Origin of the sequence: Chitinophaga horti (genome assembly GCF_022867795.2) — a bacterium.
Classification (GTDB): domain Bacteria; phylum Bacteroidota; class Bacteroidia; order Chitinophagales; family Chitinophagaceae; genus Chitinophaga; species Chitinophaga horti.
Genome location: NZ_CP107006.1, coordinates 3593502 through 3610781, shown reverse-complemented (window position 1 = coordinate 3610781; position 17280 = coordinate 3593502). Strand labels below are relative to the sequence as shown.

At 49.4% G+C, this 17280-nt stretch carries 17 protein-coding genes; 6 read left to right on the top strand and 11 right to left on the bottom strand.

The genetic code is table 11. The annotated features are described in order from the left end of the window. Positions 1-40: 40 nt before the first annotated feature. Positions 41-1345, top strand: coding sequence for a dihydrolipoamide acetyltransferase family protein (locus MKQ68_RS14560; protein ID WP_244839397.1), 1305 nt, complete (start codon positions 41-43; stop codon positions 1343-1345). A gap of 342 nt (positions 1346-1687) precedes the next feature. On the opposite strand, the gene rbp is transcribed toward MKQ68_RS14560, so the two are convergent. Further along, positions 1688-2020 carry an RNA-binding regulator gene (gene rbp / locus MKQ68_RS14555; protein ID WP_244839396.1) on the bottom strand — a complete coding sequence of 111 codons (333 nt, stop codon included), beginning with the start codon at positions 2018-2020 and terminating at the stop codon, positions 1688-1690. 242 nt (positions 2021-2262) lie between these two features. Here rbp and MKQ68_RS14550 point away from each other — a divergent pair, with 242 nt between their 5' ends. Continuing rightward, complete coding sequence (locus MKQ68_RS14550; RefSeq protein WP_264279763.1) at positions 2263-2985, top strand: hypothetical protein; 723 nt, start codon at positions 2263-2265, stop codon at positions 2983-2985. Here the strand turns inward: MKQ68_RS14550 and MKQ68_RS14545 are convergent. The 7 genes from MKQ68_RS14545 to MKQ68_RS14515 form a co-directional block, all read right to left on the bottom strand. After that, positions 2982-3605 (bottom strand): DUF4230 domain-containing protein, encoded by a 624-nt coding sequence (locus MKQ68_RS14545; RefSeq protein WP_264279762.1) that lies wholly within the window; start codon positions 3603-3605, stop codon positions 2982-2984. The genes MKQ68_RS14550 and MKQ68_RS14545 overlap by 4 nt on opposite strands. Positions 3606-3698: 93 nt before the next feature. Continuing rightward, positions 3699-4547 (bottom strand): helix-turn-helix domain-containing protein, encoded by an 849-nt coding sequence (locus MKQ68_RS14540; RefSeq protein WP_264279761.1) that lies wholly within the window; start codon positions 4545-4547, stop codon positions 3699-3701. Between the two features lie 700 nt (positions 4548-5247). Continuing rightward, a complete protein-coding gene (locus tag MKQ68_RS14535) occupies positions 5248-8097 on the bottom strand; it encodes an alpha/beta hydrolase family protein (protein WP_264279760.1) in 2850 nt (949 codons plus the stop codon). A gap of 94 nt (positions 8098-8191) precedes the next feature. After that, on the bottom strand, positions 8192-9091 hold the full coding sequence (locus tag MKQ68_RS14530; protein ID WP_264279759.1) for a DMT family transporter: 900 nt from the start codon (positions 9089-9091) through the stop codon (positions 8192-8194). Positions 9092-9127: 36 nt separating this feature from the next. Continuing rightward, entirely contained in the window at positions 9128-9877 is a 750-nt protein-coding gene (locus MKQ68_RS14525) for a polyprenol monophosphomannose synthase (protein ID WP_264279758.1), read from the bottom strand. A gap of 73 nt (positions 9878-9950) precedes the next feature. After that, complete coding sequence (locus MKQ68_RS14520; RefSeq protein WP_264279757.1) at positions 9951-10721, bottom strand: 3'-5' exonuclease; 771 nt, start codon at positions 10719-10721, stop codon at positions 9951-9953. A 51-nt stretch (positions 10722-10772) separates the two neighbouring features. After that, entirely contained in the window at positions 10773-12125 is a 1353-nt protein-coding gene (locus MKQ68_RS14515; RefSeq protein ID WP_264279756.1) for a UDP-N-acetylmuramate--L-alanine ligase, read from the bottom strand. Positions 12126-12311: 186 nt separating this feature from the next. Between MKQ68_RS14515 and MKQ68_RS14510 the strand changes: the two genes are divergently transcribed. The 4 genes from MKQ68_RS14510 to aroQ all read left to right on the top strand — a co-directional run bounded on the left by MKQ68_RS14510 (position 12312) and on the right by aroQ (position 13888). Then, positions 12312-12455 (top strand): hypothetical protein, encoded by a 144-nt coding sequence (locus MKQ68_RS14510; RefSeq protein ID WP_264279755.1) that lies wholly within the window; start codon positions 12312-12314, stop codon positions 12453-12455. A 4-nt stretch (positions 12456-12459) separates the two neighbouring features. Beyond that, positions 12460-12786 carry a bacillithiol system redox-active protein YtxJ gene (ytxJ, locus tag MKQ68_RS14505; protein WP_244839380.1) on the top strand — a complete coding sequence of 109 codons (327 nt, stop codon included), beginning with the start codon at positions 12460-12462 and terminating at the stop codon, positions 12784-12786. An 84-nt stretch (positions 12787-12870) separates the two neighbouring features. Beyond that, positions 12871-13431: a UbiX family flavin prenyltransferase gene (locus tag MKQ68_RS14500; protein ID WP_244839379.1), complete on the top strand. Its 561-nt coding sequence runs from the start codon at positions 12871-12873 to the stop codon at positions 13429-13431. A gap of 34 nt (positions 13432-13465) precedes the next feature. Further along, positions 13466-13888, top strand: a complete 423-nt coding sequence (gene aroQ, locus MKQ68_RS14495) for a type II 3-dehydroquinate dehydratase (protein WP_264279754.1) — start codon at positions 13466-13468, stop codon at positions 13886-13888. A gap of 245 nt (positions 13889-14133) precedes the next feature. Here aroQ and bioB read toward each other — a convergent pair whose 3' ends face one another. From bioB to MKQ68_RS14480, 3 genes are all read right to left on the bottom strand, one after another. Next, positions 14134-15129, bottom strand: coding sequence for a biotin synthase BioB (bioB, locus tag MKQ68_RS14490; protein ID WP_264279753.1), 996 nt, complete (start codon positions 15127-15129; stop codon positions 14134-14136). A 139-nt stretch (positions 15130-15268) separates the two neighbouring features. Beyond that, positions 15269-16369 carry a M42 family metallopeptidase gene (locus MKQ68_RS14485; protein ID WP_264279752.1) on the bottom strand — a complete coding sequence of 367 codons (1101 nt, stop codon included), beginning with the start codon at positions 16367-16369 and terminating at the stop codon, positions 15269-15271. A gap of 41 nt (positions 16370-16410) precedes the next feature. Beyond that, on the bottom strand, positions 16411-17277 hold the full coding sequence (locus MKQ68_RS14480) for a UbiA family prenyltransferase (protein ID WP_264279751.1): 867 nt from the start codon (positions 17275-17277) through the stop codon (positions 16411-16413). Positions 17278-17280: the final 3 nt, after the last annotated feature.

Sequence of the window (17280 nt, the reverse complement as noted above, 5' to 3'; positions counted from 1 at the left end):
TCCCTATTTTTGCGACCACTTAAACACTAAATTCAAAAATATGGCTATAGTAGAATTGGTGATGCCCAAAATGGGAGAGAGTATCATGGAAGCGACCATCCTGCGCTGGCACAAGAAAGCCGGTGACAAGGTGAGCGCTGATGAAACCGTGCTGGAAATTGCGACCGATAAAGTTGACAGTGAAGTACCTTCTATTGCGGACGGTGAAATTGCCGAGGTGCTGTTTAATGAAAATGATGTGGTACCGGTTGGTACAGTGATAGCCCGCATCAAAACAGCTGGCGAAGATGCACCCGCTGCATCCCCCGCTACGGCGCCCGCTGCACCCGCGGTGACGGAGAAGAAATTCAGCGCCCCCGAACGTACGGAAACGCCTGCTCCCGCCGCCACTTCCGGCGAAGCGCGTTTCTACTCCCCGCTGGTGCTGACCATCGCACAGCAGGAAGGTCTCGGCTTTGCGGAATTGGAAAAGGTGCCTGGCACCGGTAACGACGGCCGCGTAACGAAGAAAGACATCCTCGAATATATTGCTGCTAAAAAAGCGGCTCCTGCCCCTGCTGCAGAAGAAGCACCTAAAGCGCCACCTGCGGCAAAAGCAGCGGAAACACCGGCTGCTAAACCGGCCAGCTACAGCGGCAACGTAGAGATCATCGAGATGGACCGCATGCGTAAACTGATTGCCGATCACATGGTGCGCAGCAAACAAACAAGTCCGCACGTGACCAGCTTTGCCGAGGTAGACGTAACCAATATGGTAAGATGGCGCGATAGTGTGAAAGACGGTTTCCAGAAACGAGAAGGAGAGAAGATCACATTTATGCCCCTGTTCATCGAGGCGCTGGTGAGGTGTATCAAGAAGTTCCCGCTGGTGAACTGTTCAATCGACGGGGATAAGATCATTGTAAAGAAAGACATCAATATAGGTATGGCGACTGCCTTACCGACCGGCAACCTCATTGTTCCGGTCATCCGTAATGCGGACATGCTGAACCTGGTAGGGCTTACCAAAAGCGTAAACCAACTGGCCAACGCTGCCCGTAACAACAAACTGAAACCGGAAGACACGCAAAATGGTACCTTCACGATCACGAACGTAGGTACTTTTGGCAGCCTTACCGGCACCCCGATCATCAACCAGCCGCAGGTAGCGATACTGGCGGTAGGTGCGATCAAAAAACGCCCGGTGGTAGTAGAAACGGAGCAAGGCGATTCTATCGCTATCCGTCATATGATGTACCTGTCTATGTCGTACGACCACCGTATCGTCGACGGCGCCCTGGGAGCCACCTTCCTTACCGCAGTAGCGCAGGAAATGGAGCACTTCGACCCGACGAGGGAATACTAACGAATTAGCACGGCAAGCTAAATAAACGCGAGGGCGTAAAAGAAGCTGAAAGGCTGCTTTTGCGCCTTTTGTGTTTTGATTTGGGGGGATTGTCAGTATACGTGTATGCCATATCAATTAATTGTAACAATATATCTGTTTCAGAGAAAGTTTTTTGAGGAGAAAAATATACCCTTTTATCTTCGTTTTTCTGGCCCTCCTCGCAGCCCCTACTGTAATTATGCTGGTTTACAGAGCGATTCTTAAGCTTCGAAACAAAGTTTCCTGAGTTATATCAGTACACGAAAAAAGCCTCCCAACGGGAGGCTTTCTCTATGATCGATAAGTAACAATCAAACTTGATTAATAACGGCGATCACGTGGGCCGCCATAGCCGCCGCCGCCACGGTTTCCACCACCGCCGCCACGGTTGCCACCACCACCAGAACCTGGTGCTTTAGGACGGGCTTCGTTCACGGTCAGCTGTTTGCCTTCAACCTGGCTGCCATTCAGGCTCTCCATCGCTTTGGCGCCTTCTTCCTGATTTGGCATTTCTACGAACGCAAAACCACGTGAGCGGCCAGTTTCGTGATCTTTGATGACTTTAGCTGAGGTTACCTGACCGAATTCGCTGAAGATCTGGTGGAGATCCTCATCGTTCAACCTATAGTGTAGGTTGGCTACGTAGATGTTCATGATAGAAAAATTAAAAAAATGAATTAATACTTCAATATAATAAATTTAATAGTAAGTTTTGTCAGCGCCAAATTAATTTGATAGCCTCTCTGCCCTCATTTCGCATAAACCTCTTAATCCCTTACTGGTGGCTACTTTGAAGTTAATACTTATTTTCCATAATTCCAACTTTACGGATCACCCTAATTTTATATTACTTTTTTTCGTAAATTCATTAAGGCGATATTTTTAAACCTGACATTATGAAAAGATTGAGTGAAACCTGGTTTGCAGATGGTTATATCGATTTCGAACAGAAAAAGTACACCCTGTTAGCCTATCTACAGGAAATAAGCGGCTATTTCAATGAAAACAAACTGTACCCGCAGCTGGCCGATGTAGTGTTCCATTACAACAACCTGCGCGATTTCCGCGAGAACCGGAACCTGCTCCGCGAGAAATTCCCTAAAACGCTTACCGCCGTTAACATGGAACGCCTGCAGCTCCTTTACGAGCAAATGATTGCCGACGATGCGGTGATGTGCGAAATGGAGGAGATTATCCAGTATGCGATGCGCAAAATGGACCATACGATCAAAAACGGAACGGGCATTTATGAATTTGTGGCGGAGCAGATGAACATCACGCCGGTAGGGCTTGTACCGCTGGATATGCAGGAAGGGTATATGTTGCTTTGCGACGGCCGTTACAGCGACACGCTGGTATACTACTACCGCCTCACGATCTTCGAACGGCATGACGAACGATATCGCGGTATCCATACCCAATATCTTTCTGCTTATACAAAAAGCTTTAATAATACCTGCGAAAACATCAAAACAGAACTGATTCGCACCCGGCGGGAGCAGTTGCCCAACCCGGCTGTTTACAAGATAGAAACGGACCTTACCTTCCCGGTGGCGGAAACGTTACTGCCCATCGCCAAACGGTCGCTGGTGAAGTACCTGGCCATCAACGCGGCCTAGTCTTTTTTAAGGGGTAACACGGTCACGGCATTTTCGCTGCCAAACTGCACACGCACTTCGTAGCCAAGTGGCTCGTAGTAGCGTGCGATCACTTGTTGTATTTTGGTTTTTGCACTTTGCAGGTAAGTGACATTGTGCTCCAGCTGCCCGCGTGAGGTCTGGTACAGCTTTTTCTGCACGTCGGTATAAGTTTCGTCGTCCGAAAACATCAGCCAGCCTTTCTTGTTAGAGGTTTCCATCTTATCGATCTTCAACTCGTAACTAAGCAGTTTGGGCACGGGCAGGTGTACGGTTACACGCTTTTCTGAAACGTCGATGTCGAAGTTTTTATCGTCCAGGTCCACGCCAAATTTGGCGGTATAAGGCACATTTACCCAGATGGTGCTTTCCATGAACAGCTTGCGCATATTGTTGCTCCAGGTGCCGTCGTTCTCCACATTGCTGCGTTTAATACTGGCGTTCCCCTGCACTTCCAGCGATGCGAGTTCGGCTATTTCGCGTACGATCAGGCTGTTCGACACCACCTGTTCACTCACAGTTTTACCGCCAAATTGTTTGCCGATAAAAAATACGCCTATCAATGCCAATACCAGTAAAAGCCAACCGATTATCTTTTTCATAGTAAGTTCAAATTACTGTTTTGTGCGCTTAAATCGTACCAAAAAAAATCCCGACGCCTGGGCGCCGGGAGCGAATTGCATATATACTAGCGATTAATTAAGCGCAGTTCTGTACTGGGGATACATGGTCTCCGCCAGTTTAAAGATCTTACGTAACGATACCTGCGGCGTTTTAGGCTCTTTTTCCGCTTTCGGCGCACCGAAGTACAGGAAGTCTTTGATAAAGTGCGTCTGGTCGCCATAACCACAATCCTGCAGCACGCTCTGCCACTGTTGGGTGTGCATGTCTTCCTTAATGCTCGACATAGCCATGTTAAAGCGGGCGATGCGGCTGAACATTTGTGGTGTAAGACCGGTCACCTCCATAAAACGTCTTTCGAGCGTATGACGGGAGGTTTTGAAGTACAGGGCAACGCTTTCCATGTCCACATTACCGTTCTGCAGCAGCAAGTGTTCCAGGATTTCGTCGACACCCTGTAATGAGCGTTCCTGTTCGCGCAACGCCTTTTCCAGCGCGCGGTCCAGCAGCGATACAATATCATTGGCAGATGCCAGCTCGCGGCCCAGGTATTTCCATTGGCCTGCGTCCAGCTTGCTAAGGTCGCGGTAATAGTTGGTCACGGTATCCATGCTCAGGCCCAGCAAACGATGGCTGCCACAAGCATTTAACTGTACGATCACAGCCGAGCTGGGACCACTCAGTTTAACAGAACCGGAACAGGTGAAAGGTCCAACCACCGATGCGTCAGGCAAAGTAAACGGCGCATGGTCGGAGGGACGGAAGGTGATCTCTCCCTTTAAAACGAATACCAGGTATTGATTTCCAAGTGAAAACAATTGTTGTCCGGCAAAAGTGGTGTCGGCAGTAAAATCCTCCAGCAAGAAATATTGCTGCACAAACGGATTCAGCGACTGTTTGGGAAGAAACTGTTGGATATTCATAGGTCTAGGTTTTCAGGTTTGGCTTCTTCAGCTCACAAATAGAATATTCGTATGTAAATATAGTAAATAAGTTATATTAGAAAAATAATTTTTTGTCTTTCGTACCAACCTCCACTGTATCAGTGATTTATTTTTTCGGGACCAGCTTTTGGGCCTTTTTTCAGCCGCCGTTGTGTCACTCCCTTGTACGGTATTTACCCTATTCGGCGAAGCGGATCACCCGTTTCCGTCCTGGCGAACAAACTGAAGCCATCCTCGTGTGCCGTCTTCGTACAACTAGTTTATGGCTGCCGACCTATTGCCGCGAAGACTATCGCGGAGGTTCGCTTCCTTTCAGTCGCGATGACGGTGGAAGCGATGCTATCCACTTCATGGATTCGCCTCATCGGCACAAATCTAAAGTTCACTCACTTCAGCGTCCGGTTCTCTCGTCTGCCAACTTGCATCCTTGCTGAATCCTTGCTACATCCTTGCTACATCCCTGCTAAAACACTGGTGTTTCAGCTACTTTTTAGCAACAACTTAGCAAGGATGCAGGAGGGATCTTCGGAGGATGCAGGACAAATATGTCGCAATCAGGCCCGGAGGGCGCAATTCGTCCTGCCAAATATTACTCACAAGCAAAATTTGTATAGGGGAAGTGTAAGGGAAGTCGAACTAAAAAAACGTCCCGGCCAACAGGCCGGGACGTTAAGCATCATTACTCGGCGGCATTTTCAAACCCCCAGTTTCGGCCTTTGTCAGTGGCGGGCAGTCCGTATTTGATCCACTGGGCGGCGGGCGCGCCTTTCAACATATGGTCGAAGAATTGTTGTTCCCGTACCTGAATGTCTTTCCGGTTCTGGCGTTGTACCAGGTTGTGGGCTTCGTTGTTGTAGTTCAGCATCCAAACCGGCTTACCCAGGCGGCGCAGGCCGGTAAACAGCTCTATACCCTGGTACCACGGTACGGCACCGTCGGCGTCGTTGGCCATAATCACCATAGGGGTGTTTACCTTCGGCAAGTGGAAAAGGGGAGAGTTTTCGATGTATAGCTCCGGCTTTTCCCACAGGGTGGCGCCAATTCGGCTTTGGGTGTGCTCGTACTGGAACTGGCGGTTCATGCCGCTTTCCCAACGAATACCTCCATAGGCACTGGTCATGTTGGCTACCGGGGCACCGGCCCAGGCGGCCTTGAACATATTAGTACGCGTCACCAGGTAAGCCACCTGGTAACCGCCCCAGCTCTGTCCCTGTATACCCATATTGGCTTTGTCGGCCCATGGATTTTTAGTCAGCGCTTCGGCACCGCTTACAATGTAGTCGTATGCGCTCTCACCGGGGTGACCGATTTCGTAACTGATATCCGGTGCCAGTACGAGGTAACCGCGGCTTACGAAGAAGCTGATGTTCAGCCTCGAAGGCGTTGGCGCAGGTGGCTGGTAGCCATAGAGTCCGTCTGTCAGCTTCTCATAGAAATAAAACAGTACGGGATATTTTTTACTAGGATCAAAGTCCTCTGGTTTATATAAAATGCCTTCTGTTTGTTTACCGCTGAAGGTGGTCCATTTAAACAGTTCGGCGGTGCCCCAGTTGTATTCCTTTTGCTGTGGGTTGATTGCGCTCAGTTTCACGGCGCTGGCAATGTTTTTACCGGCATATACGTCCGGACTTTCCACATAGTTCATCCGCTGGAAGAGGAACATATCTGCGTTCACTGCTTTCTCTATGCCAAGGTAACCGTAGGGGCCGAGTGCGATTTGCTGCGGACCTTTTTTATCACCCAGTTTCAGGCTAAAGTAGCCGCCGTATTTGGTGCTGTCGTTGTATGCAGATAATAACAGGCTTTGTTTCGGGCGGATGAATTTTTCTTCTTTGTCCAGCTTTACGTAACGCAATACAGTACGCGTTTTACGGCCGTAACCGCCGGTGATCATCACCGGTGCTTCTTTTCCCTGCGGGTCTACCTGCCAGATGTCGTAACGGTCGTTTACATACAGATATTTGTCGCCTTCCAGCCAGGTGGGTGCGCCGTAAGATCCAGCGAAATCGGGTACGTCGTTTTCCTCGTCTGCCAGTTTAGTAGGGATGGCAGTCGTAATCTCCCGCGTAACGCCCGTAGCAACTTCGTAAGCAAAGTGCTGGCTCTTTTCCAGGTCGAACCAGTTAATAAACTTACCCTCTGGCGATATGTTCTGCAGGCCGATCAGTTTGTCTTTGATCACCTTACGTTCGCCGGTTACCGTGTTAACGAGGTACAGTGTTTTCAGCGTCTTGCCTGTCCACTGCAACGCAATGCGCTGATCGTAATCGCTGTAGCCGAGTGCGTATGGGCCGTTATTGTTATCCGGGAAAATGAGGAAATCCATTTTGCGGTCGGCCAGTTGCACCAGTTGTTTCGTAGCAGGGTAGTACACGGCGGTAAAACTCTTTTTCAGGTCGCGGTCCAGCGTTTTGAGCTGCTGTGTTTGCAGATAATCGTCCTGGTAATGCCACACATCCACCTTTGCCACTTCAAAGTCTACGATGTTGGTATCCTTGGGCGGGGCAACAGGTGACGTACCAAAGAACAGCTTTTTGCCATCCTTCGAAAAACTAAGCGAACCATTTTCGGATACGCCCCATTTGGCGGGAATGCCTTTGCTGTTGTTGTCTGCTACGATCACGGCACTGTCGGCGCCGGGAGCGTAGTAGTATAATTTGTGCGATTTCTGAATAGCTTTGGCGCTGTCCCTTTCTGCGAGATACGCTACCTGTCTGCCTTCCTCATCGAACGTAAAAAATTTATAGTTGCCTGCACCGCGGTTAAGGATGTCTGTTTTACGGGAAGCAATATCCCACAACATGACCGAAGGTTTCGCGAGGGAATCTTTCTTATCAGGTTTAGTCACCAGTAACAGTTTGTTACCGGGTTTGCTGAAGGTAAAGTCCGTCACGTTTTTTACCGTGTCGATCGTTTTCTTCGCATAGTTCCAGATTACGAGCGTGCTGCCGTCGGTCGGTTTATCGCTGCCTGGTTTGTCGTCGTCGGCGTCCAGGAAGCTATCGTAGTGTGGCTGGCCTTTCAGTTCACGTTTCTTTGCACTGGTATCTGCCTTAGGCTTTTCGAGTGTGTACGCAATAACACCGGCTCCCTTTTCAGGCGTTTTAAATGTTTTTACCTGCGGGATGCGGATGATCTCGTGGCTGCCGAGCTGTACGTAAGCCATTGTATCCCTGGGCATTTCATCCGGCTTCTTCTTTTTGATGCGCGCCTGGCGGGTGTCTTTGTACAACGGTTTGATGGTGAACAGTACATACTTACTATCCTCCGTAACAGAAGGCGTAATACCGCGGGGCACTTCCAGTTTCCTGGTGCCTTTGCTGTCGGTAACCACCAGTGTGGCGTCACCTTCCTGTGGCTGAATAACGTAGGCTACCCATTTACCATCGTTGCTGATGGTTTTGGCGCCAATGCTTTGCCATCCGTCGTACACGGTATGGTCGAGTGGTTTTTTACCTGGCTGTTGTGCATAGGTATAAGCCGGTGTTAATAATAGCAGCACCGCACTTCTTCTTAAAAATGCTCTCATAAACGCTCAAAAATGGTTTTAGATCCTGATTGTTGGCTTTTAATCCGGATAAAAATATAAAAATACCGGCGGCTATTGTTTCCGCTGGTGTAATTTATGCGGCAATGGCGGCCTTTTTCGCTTTACGGCCTTCGTAAAACACCTTGGCCATTTGTAATACCACCGATATCATAATCAGGCTTAAACCGATATAAAAATTCGGATTAAGGTTTTCATTCTCCTGAAACAGCAGAAAGGCGAGCGCAATCGTATATAGCGGCTCCAGGTTAAATGTGAGGTTGACGGTAAACGCAGAAATCTTTGTCAGCGCGCTCATCTGGAACAAGTATAGCAGTACCGTACAGAACCAGGCGAGAACGAGCAGGTACACGATATCCATGCCGCCGGGCAGCATTGACCCCTGCGGCGGGAATAAATACAGGTACAGCGGCATCAGCAGCGTCAATCCCAGGAAGCCCACCGTCAGTTCGTAAAAAGTAATGGTTTTAGTATCGTGTTTTACGATCAGTTTTTTATTGAAGATGGTAAACAGCGCGGCAAACATCGAGGAGAATATCCCGAGAATGATGCCCGTGCGGTATTGCGTATCAAAATGAAAAATTAAAAGAATACCGCCTAACGTGAGCAAACTTAGTAATAGCTCCGAGGCATCGAACTTACGCCGGATGATGAGCGGTTCAAGAATAGCGGTAAAGAAACTGGTGAGGGAGAAGCAGACTACCCCGATGGTGGCGTTGGCGTATTTAATACTGCCGTAAAAGAACAGCCAGTGCATGGCGATTACACAGCCGGTAAGGCCGATAGGCAGGGCTTCTTTAAAGGAGAGTCTTTTTAAAGCGCCCTGGAAGCGGAATAGCAGGTACAGGGCGATCACTGTAAAGAGCATCCGGTACCAGGTAAGCAGGCCTTCGTTGAGGCTGATCAGTTTACCAAGTATGCCGGTAAAACCTGCCAGGAATACTGCCAGGTGCAGTTGTATAAAAGCTTTTTTCATTCCATCACACGATCACACAGCCAGCGGCTGCATGTATCAGTTATTTTCGTTCTTCACCCTGCCTGCGTAATTGCGAAACAGGCTTTGCCACTGTATTTTCAGTACGCCCAGCACGCCTTCTTTAACAATGTTTTTACTCATTTTGGAGTATCCTTCTACTCTTTCCACAAAGGTGATGGGTACTTCCTTTACCTTGAAGCCGAGCTTCCAGGCGGTAAATTTCATTTCTATCTGGAAGGCATAGCCTACGAACTGTATTTCGTCGAGATTAATCGTTTCGAGTACTTCCCGCTTGTAACACACAAAACCGGCGGTAGCATCTTTTACCGGCATCCAGGTAATCATTTGTACATAAACGGAAGCGCCGCGGGAGAGTAAAGCCCTGTTCCAGGGCCAGTTTTCGGTAGCACCGCCTTTCACATAACGTGAACCAACGGATACGTCGGCGCCTTCATGGGCACAGGCATGGTGTAAACGAATAAGGTCTTTAGGGGGGTGGGAGAAGTCGGCGTCCATTTCGATAATGTACTGGTAACCGCGGGCCAGCGCCCATTTAAAGCCATGGATGTAGGCGGTACCCAGTCCCAGTTTACCTGTACGCTCCTCGAGGAACAACCTGCCGGCGTTGTCGGCCTGTAATTGTTTTACAATGGCTCCCGTGCCATCGGGAGAGCCGTCATCAATGATCAATACATGAAAGTTCTGCTCCAGGGCAAATACAGCTGCGATAATCTTGCGAATATTGTCCTTTTCGTTATAAGTCGGTATGATGACTAGCTTTTCCAAACAGGTTTGTTCTTTAGGATGGCGAAATTAGCACAAATCCGGGGGAATCAATGTGATCCCCCGGCATGGATTATCATTTTTTTAACATCATTTTGTGGTAAATCTCTGTCAGTTTCTGCTTGGTGTTGAGGGGGAAATCGGCCTTCATCATCCAATCGTAGTACTGTGGCTCTATTTTCAGCACCTCTCTCACCGCGCGGCCTTTGTACTTGCCGAAGTTGAACGTTTCCTGTCCGCCCTGCATCACGATGCGGCGGGCGAAGTCTACAAAGTCTTCCTCCCTGGTGAAGTCTGCCAGCGAGTTTACGTCTGCTTTCAGCATATCGTACCGGTCCAGCTGCGCTTCCAGTATTTCGAAAGTAGCAGTGGCATCGGCTTCGGCGCTGTGCGCGTTTTCAAGGATCTTATCACAGTAAAACTTATAAGCCGCGCTGAGGGTGCGTTTCTCCATCAGGTGGAAAATCTTCTGCACGTCGATCAGTTTACGGGTACTGATGTCGAGCGGCAGTTCCACCCGCAGGAATTCCTCTACCAGTAACGGAACATCGAAACGATTGGAGTTATATCCCGCCAGGTCGCAGTTCTCCAGGAACTGCCTGAACTCGTTGGCTACCTCGCGAAAAGTAGGTGCGTCCTTTACGTCCTCGTCCGAAATACCGTGGATGTTTGTGGTAGCCGGGGGAATGGGAATACCCGGATTGATGCGCTTTACTTTCTTCTGCACGGTCCTGTCCGGCATAACTTTCACTACGGCAATTTCAATAATTCGGTCGGTAGCCACATTGGTGCCGGTAGTTTCCAGGTCAATAAAGGCCAGCGGGCGGTTTAGCTGTAAAGCAGACATGTTATAAGGAGGTTTCAGCATACAGCCGCATGTCGGCGGCGTTACTGTTTGTTATAAATACTTTTTAAGCGACGGAAAGTCCAGTCCGTCGTACGTGCCCGAGCTCATGAGCAGCAGGTTGGCATTCGCATATTCCTGCTCGTCCAGCCAGGAGAGCAGCGCCGCGTTGCTGGTAATCACGCTCAGGTCCGTTCTGCCAAAGCCGTCGTAGATCGCATCTACCGGTAAGTCGGGCATACGTTTGATTTCCAATGCATGCTGACTGTAAAACACCACTGCTTTGTCTGCCGGGTCCATCGCGCCTTTGTATTCCGTGAGGAAGTCGCGGTTCAGGCTGCTGTACGTGTGTAATTCCAGTACGGCAATCAGTTTGCGGCCGGGGTACTGCGCTTTCAGTGCCTGCATTGTGGCCTTCACTTTCGATGGCGCGTGCGCGAAGTCGCGATAGATGGCCGTTTGTTCGTTCTTACCTACCAGCTCCATCCTTTTGGCGGCGCCGGTAAAGGAGGAGATAGCCGCCAGGAAGCTGCGCACATCCACCCCTAACTCGCGGCATACGTGCCAGGCGGCGTTGATGTTCATGAGGTTATGTTCTCCAAACACCAGCAGTGGGGTGGTATGTCCTTCCAGGATAATGCTGGTTACACCGTTCGTGATGCTGTTCACCGGAACTTCGTATGGCAGCAGGTTTAAATGCCCTGCCTCTTTTTCCACCAGCTCCTTCAGGATCGGGTCGCTGCTGTTGTAAATCAGCTTGCCGCCGGCTTCGATGGTGCGGAGAAAAATGACGAACTGTTCCTTATAATTTTCGAATGTAGGGAAAACATTGATATGGTCCCACGCAATACCGCTCAGCACCGCAATATGCGGGTGCAAAAAGTGGAACTTAGGACGTTTTTCGATGGCCGACGCCGGATATTCATCTGCCTCGCACACAATAAGTGGGGCATTTGTGATGTTTACTGACTGGGAAAAACCTTCCAGCTTTGCGCCAACGAGATAGTCGAAATCCTTTTGTACCGTTCTCAATACATGCATGATCATGGAAGTGATGGTCGTTTTACCATGACTGCCACCAACGGCCACGCGGGTTTTGGTCTTACTTTCCTGGTAAATATACTCGGGGAAGGAGTAGATCTTGAGGCCCAGTTCCCTGGCTTTCTGCAGTTCCGGGTTATCGAGCCGGGCATGCATGCCAAGGATCACGGCGTCCAGGTCCGCAGTAATGCGGGCAGGGTCCCAACCGATAGTGGCCGGCATAATTCCGGCATTGGTGAGGTTCGTAGTAGCGGGGTCGAATATTTCATCGTCGCTGCCTGTTACCTGGTAGCCCTTGAGTTTCAGGGCAATTGCGAGCTGGTGCATAACGCTGCCGCCGATAGCGATAAAGTGTACCTTTGCCATAGTTCTGGAGCAAAAACCTTAATTTGGTAACAGATTTGCTATCACATTAGCAAGCTGTTAACAATACATAGGATTGTTTTTTTTAATATAAAAGTTATATTTGCAAATATAACGTAGTAATGAGGGATTAAAAAAGAGATATATCTATTGCCTATGAAAAATCGTTCACTAATTAAAGTACCAGAAATGAAACCAAGTATTAAGCTGGCGGGTGTTATTTGTTTGATGGCAGTAATGACAGCCATGTTCAGCTCCTGCGCTTCACAGAAACTGGGTTGCCCGATGAAGATATCGAAAGCGCCTGTAACCGAAAAAAGTAAGAATTGTTAGTATTATGAATTGGATGGAATTGACGAATGAGGAACAGTTGCAGCAGATCCAATCAGACTCGTTCCTGCGCCCGGTGGTGATATTTAAACACAGCACCCGCTGCTCGATCAGTGCAATGGCGAAGTCGCGGCTCGACCGCTCAGCGCAGCCGCAAGGCATGGATTTTTACTATCTCGACCTGATCCGGTATCGTGAGATCAGCAATAAGGTGTCGGGGATGTTTAACATCCAGCATGAATCGCCGCAGGTGTTGGTGCTAAGGGAGGGTAAATGCGTGTACGACGAAAGTCATATGGGCATTTCAATGGACGCGATCGCGGCCCGGGCATAGGCCAACAAAACAAGGAATTAATACGGAAGGCTGTTGCGTAGCGATACGCACGGCCTTCTGCACTTTATTACCTAGCTTTGTGATATGACACATCGTATAGTAGTAGCAGTTACCGGGGCCAGTGGTTCCATCTACGCCCGCCAGTTATTACAAAAGCTGGCCAAAGCAGGCGACCAGGTAAACCAGGTAGCGATCGTGATGACAGAAAACGCCAAAACGGTATGGCAAACGGAGCTGGATGAAGACGGTTATAAACAACTGCCTTTTCCCTTCTACTCGCAGCAGGACTTTCACGCCCCATTCGCTTCGGGATCGGGCAGGTACGATACCATGATTATTTGTCCGTGCAGCATGGGCACTCTTGGCCGCATTGCCGGCGGTATTTCCAACGACCTAATTACCCGCGCCGCCGATGTGGTGTTGAAGGAGCGCCGTAAGCTAATTTGTGTGCTGCGCGATACGCCTTATAACCTCATTCATATCCGTAATATGCAAACGGTGACGGAGGCGGGTGGCATTATTTGCCCGGCCACGCCATCCTTCTACAGCAAACCTGCCAGCATCGAAGAAGTAGCCGCCACGGTGGTCGACCGCGTGCTGGACCTTGCGGGCATCGAGCAGGATACTTTCCGCTGGGGAGAATAATTTTCCTATTTTAGGCATTCAATCGTTTCTAATCATGAAAATCGCCATCGTCAACGGCCCTAATCTTAACCTGCTCGGTAAACGCGAACCCGGCATCTATGGCAACACCACTGCAGAAGATTGCTTTCACCAACTGGTGAGCAAATACCCGCAGGTGCAGCTCGTCTATTTCCAAAGCAATGTGGAAGGGGAGCTGATCAACTTTTTACACGCCAATGGTTTTGAGCTGGATGGCATCGTACTCAATGCCGGCGCTTACACACACACTTCCATCGCCCTGCGCGATGCCATTGCCGCTATTACCACGCCGGTGGTAGAAGTGCATATCAGCAATGTACACGCACGCGAAGAGTTCCGTCATGTATCGATGATCGCTGCGAAGTGTGTAGGAGTGATTGCAGGTTTGGGTATGCAGGGGTATGGATTGGCGGTGGAGTATTTTTTAGGGAAACAATAAGTTTGTAAAGGAAAAAAACGTCATTGGTAGCGCAACGAAGCAAACTTCCGCACAAGTCTCCATGGCTTACTGGTGCGGAGATTGAACACGAGGGTTGCTTCATTTCATTACCAATGACGATTTTTTTAACACTTCGTCCTTATTGCCAATATATAATGACGAATCTTTTTAATGCTTCGTCACCATCTATAGATACATGATGACGATTTTTCGGCTGCATCGTCACCTTTACAATACGAAACGATTTAGTATTCCACCGACATCGCTGCCTTCTCGTCCTTAAACGCCTCTCTGGGCTTCAGTCCCAGCAACTGGAACATCATGTTATCCTCATCAAAGGAAGGATTAGGCGTAGTCAATAACTTTTCACCTGCGAAGATCGAGTTGGCGCCTGCCATAAAACATAATGCCTGTTCGGACAGGCTCATTTCCGTACGACCGGCGCTGAGGCGTACCATGGTGGCCGGCATCAGGATGCGGGCGGTGGCGATCATACGTACCATGTCCCAGAACTCGACTTTCGGTAAGTGGGAGAGTGGCGTGCCTTCTACCCTTACCAGTGCGTTAATGGGCACGGAGTCGGGGTGTTTAGGCAGCGTGGCCAGTGTTTTCAGCATACCGATACGGTCTTCGTGCGATTCGCCCAAACCGATAATGCCGCCGCAGCAAACGGTTACGCCGGCCTTACGCACATTGTCGAGCGTTTTGAGGCGATCGTCGTATGTGCGGGTGGTAATGATCTCCCCATAAAATTCATCGCTGGTATCGAGGTTGTGGTTGTAAGAGTAGAGGCCCGCATCAGCAAGCTTCTGTGCCTGGTCTTCGGTAAGCATACCTAATGTGCAGCATACTTCCATCCCTATTTCATTTACGCCTTTTACCATGTCTAACACCCGGTCAAAGTCGCGGTTGTCGCGTACTTCGCGCCAGGCGGCACCCATGCAGAAGCGGGTAGAGCCAGCGTCTTTAGCTTTTTGCGCGTAGGCCAGCACCTCGTCTTTTTTCATGAGGGCTTGTACGTTTACGCCGGTGTTGTATCGCGCCGCCTGCGGACAGTAAGCACAGTCTTCCGAGCAGCCGCCTGTCTTAATAGAAAGCAACGTGCATACCTGTACTTCAGCGGTGTCCTGGTATTCGCGGTGAGCAGTGGCCGCGCGGTAAATCAACTCTAGCAGCGGCGTGTTGTAAACTTCCTTAATTTCTTCAATGGTCCAGTTGTGCCGGATCTGCACTGATTGCATAGTTGGTTGTTTTTGGTCGGAACAAACATACAGTATTAAGCTTAAAAGTCAACCACATGAAAGTTTAAACACCAGTTTTAAAAAAGAGAGGCCGCACCGTATGATGGTGCAGCCTCTTTGTATACATGTTTCGCCTTCGTTACAGGTACCGGAAATTTGTTTTCGGTGTGATGTTCAACAGGCTTTGATAAATCAACATAATGGTATTTTCAATATCTTCTTTCTTCACCATTTCCACCGTGGTGTGCATGTAGCGCAGCGGCAGACTGATTAGCGCAGATGGCGTACCATCGTTCGAGTATGCAAAAGCGTCTGTATCGGTGCCCGTGCTGCGGCTTACGGCGTGGCGCTGGAACGGAATGTTGTTCTTCTCTGCCGTTTTGATGATCAGGTCGCGCAGGATGTTGTGTACAGCCGGGCCGTAAGTAATGCTTGGGCCTGCACCGCATTTAATTTCACCTTCTACATTTTTGTTGATCATCGGTGTAGTGCTATCGTGCGTTACATCGGTAATGATGGCCACATTGGGTTTAATGCGTTTGGCGATCATCTCTGCGCCACGCAAACCTACTTCTTCCTGTACGGCGTTTACGATGTACAGACCGAAAGGCAGCTTCTGCTTATTTTCTTTCAGCAGACGTGCTACTTCGGCGATCATAAAACCACCAATGCGGTTATCGATCGCGCGGCAGATATAATAGTCGTAGTTCAGTTCTTCAAATCCATCTTCGAACGTGATTACACAGCCTACATGGATGCCCAGGTCTTCCACCTCTTTACGATTGCGGGCGCCGCAGTCCAGGAAGATGTTATCTACCTTTGGTTGCGGTTCCTTACCATCGCCACCGCGTAAGCGCGTGTGAATGGCTGGCCAGCCGAATACCGCTTTCACGATTCCTTTTTCTGTATGGATGTTCACCCTTTTAGATGGCGCGATCTGCTGATCCGAACCACCATTGCGGATCACATAAATCAAACCGTCGGCAGAGATGTAGTTCACGAACCAGGAAATCTCGTCCGCATGCGCTTCTATCACCACTTTGAAGGGCGCATCCGGGTTGATAATGCCTACCGCCGAACCATAAGGGTCTACATAGGTTTCATCGATGTAAGGTGCGAGGTATTTCAGCCATAATTTCTGTCCTTCTTTCTCGAAGCCGGTGGGAGAAGGGTTGTTCAGGTAAGTTTTCAGGAATGTCAGTGACTCCTTCGTTAATATAGATTTTTGCTTTTTAGCCATGGTTATATCAATAAATGTCAACAAAAATAAAGGAAAATGCTTTACCAGCCTGCGATGTGCCCGGCATAATGCAACAGGGCGGATAACATCATCAATCCATCCAGGTAAAAATAATACACGTAATCGGAAGCATGCGTTTCTGAGTAACGTTTGATCATCGCGGTAACCGCAACGGGCACCAGCAACGTGCCGATGGTCCAGGCGGGTACATAAGGCCATAACAGCCCGGCAAAAACGGCCGCCAGTAACACCGAAAAGTAATACAGGCGACTTACGCCATTGCGGTCGAAATACGTGATCAGGCTGCGGATGCCTTCGGCTTTATCCTGCTCCCGGTCGCGGTTATCGAACAAGATGCAGATCGCATAAATCAGGAAAAAGCGGTGGCAGGTAAGCCAGGCGAGTGACAGCCCATGTACTTCATCGGCGATGAACGCCGGCAACACCGTCGTTACGTACGTCCATACAAACGTGAGAAACAGCGTTTTGCCGATGGCGATTTTGCGCAACCAAATGAATGGCGGATAGGCCAGTTTGGGCGCAGAGTATAAAAATGTGAGTAGTATCGCGCCACTTACCGGGAACCAGTGGTGCCTTAACGGCCAGTAGAACCAAACGGCGCCGATCAGTCCCAGGAGATAAAGGGCTATCTGCAACATGCGGCGACGGTTATTCCACGACAGCCGTTGCGAAGTGGCTTCAATACCACCGGGCGTTAAGTACCAGTGAAAATTATAACTGCAAATGGTGGCGAAGAACACGAATGCGTAGTACGTACTGTGGTCGTAAGATAGGCCCAGCATTTCATTGCTTTGCCAGGTCATTGCCACCGCGCAAAACGCGATGTACAGCGAGCTGAAAAGCAGGAAGTTGAAAAAGCTGCGGGTGATGCGAACGACGGACTGCATAGT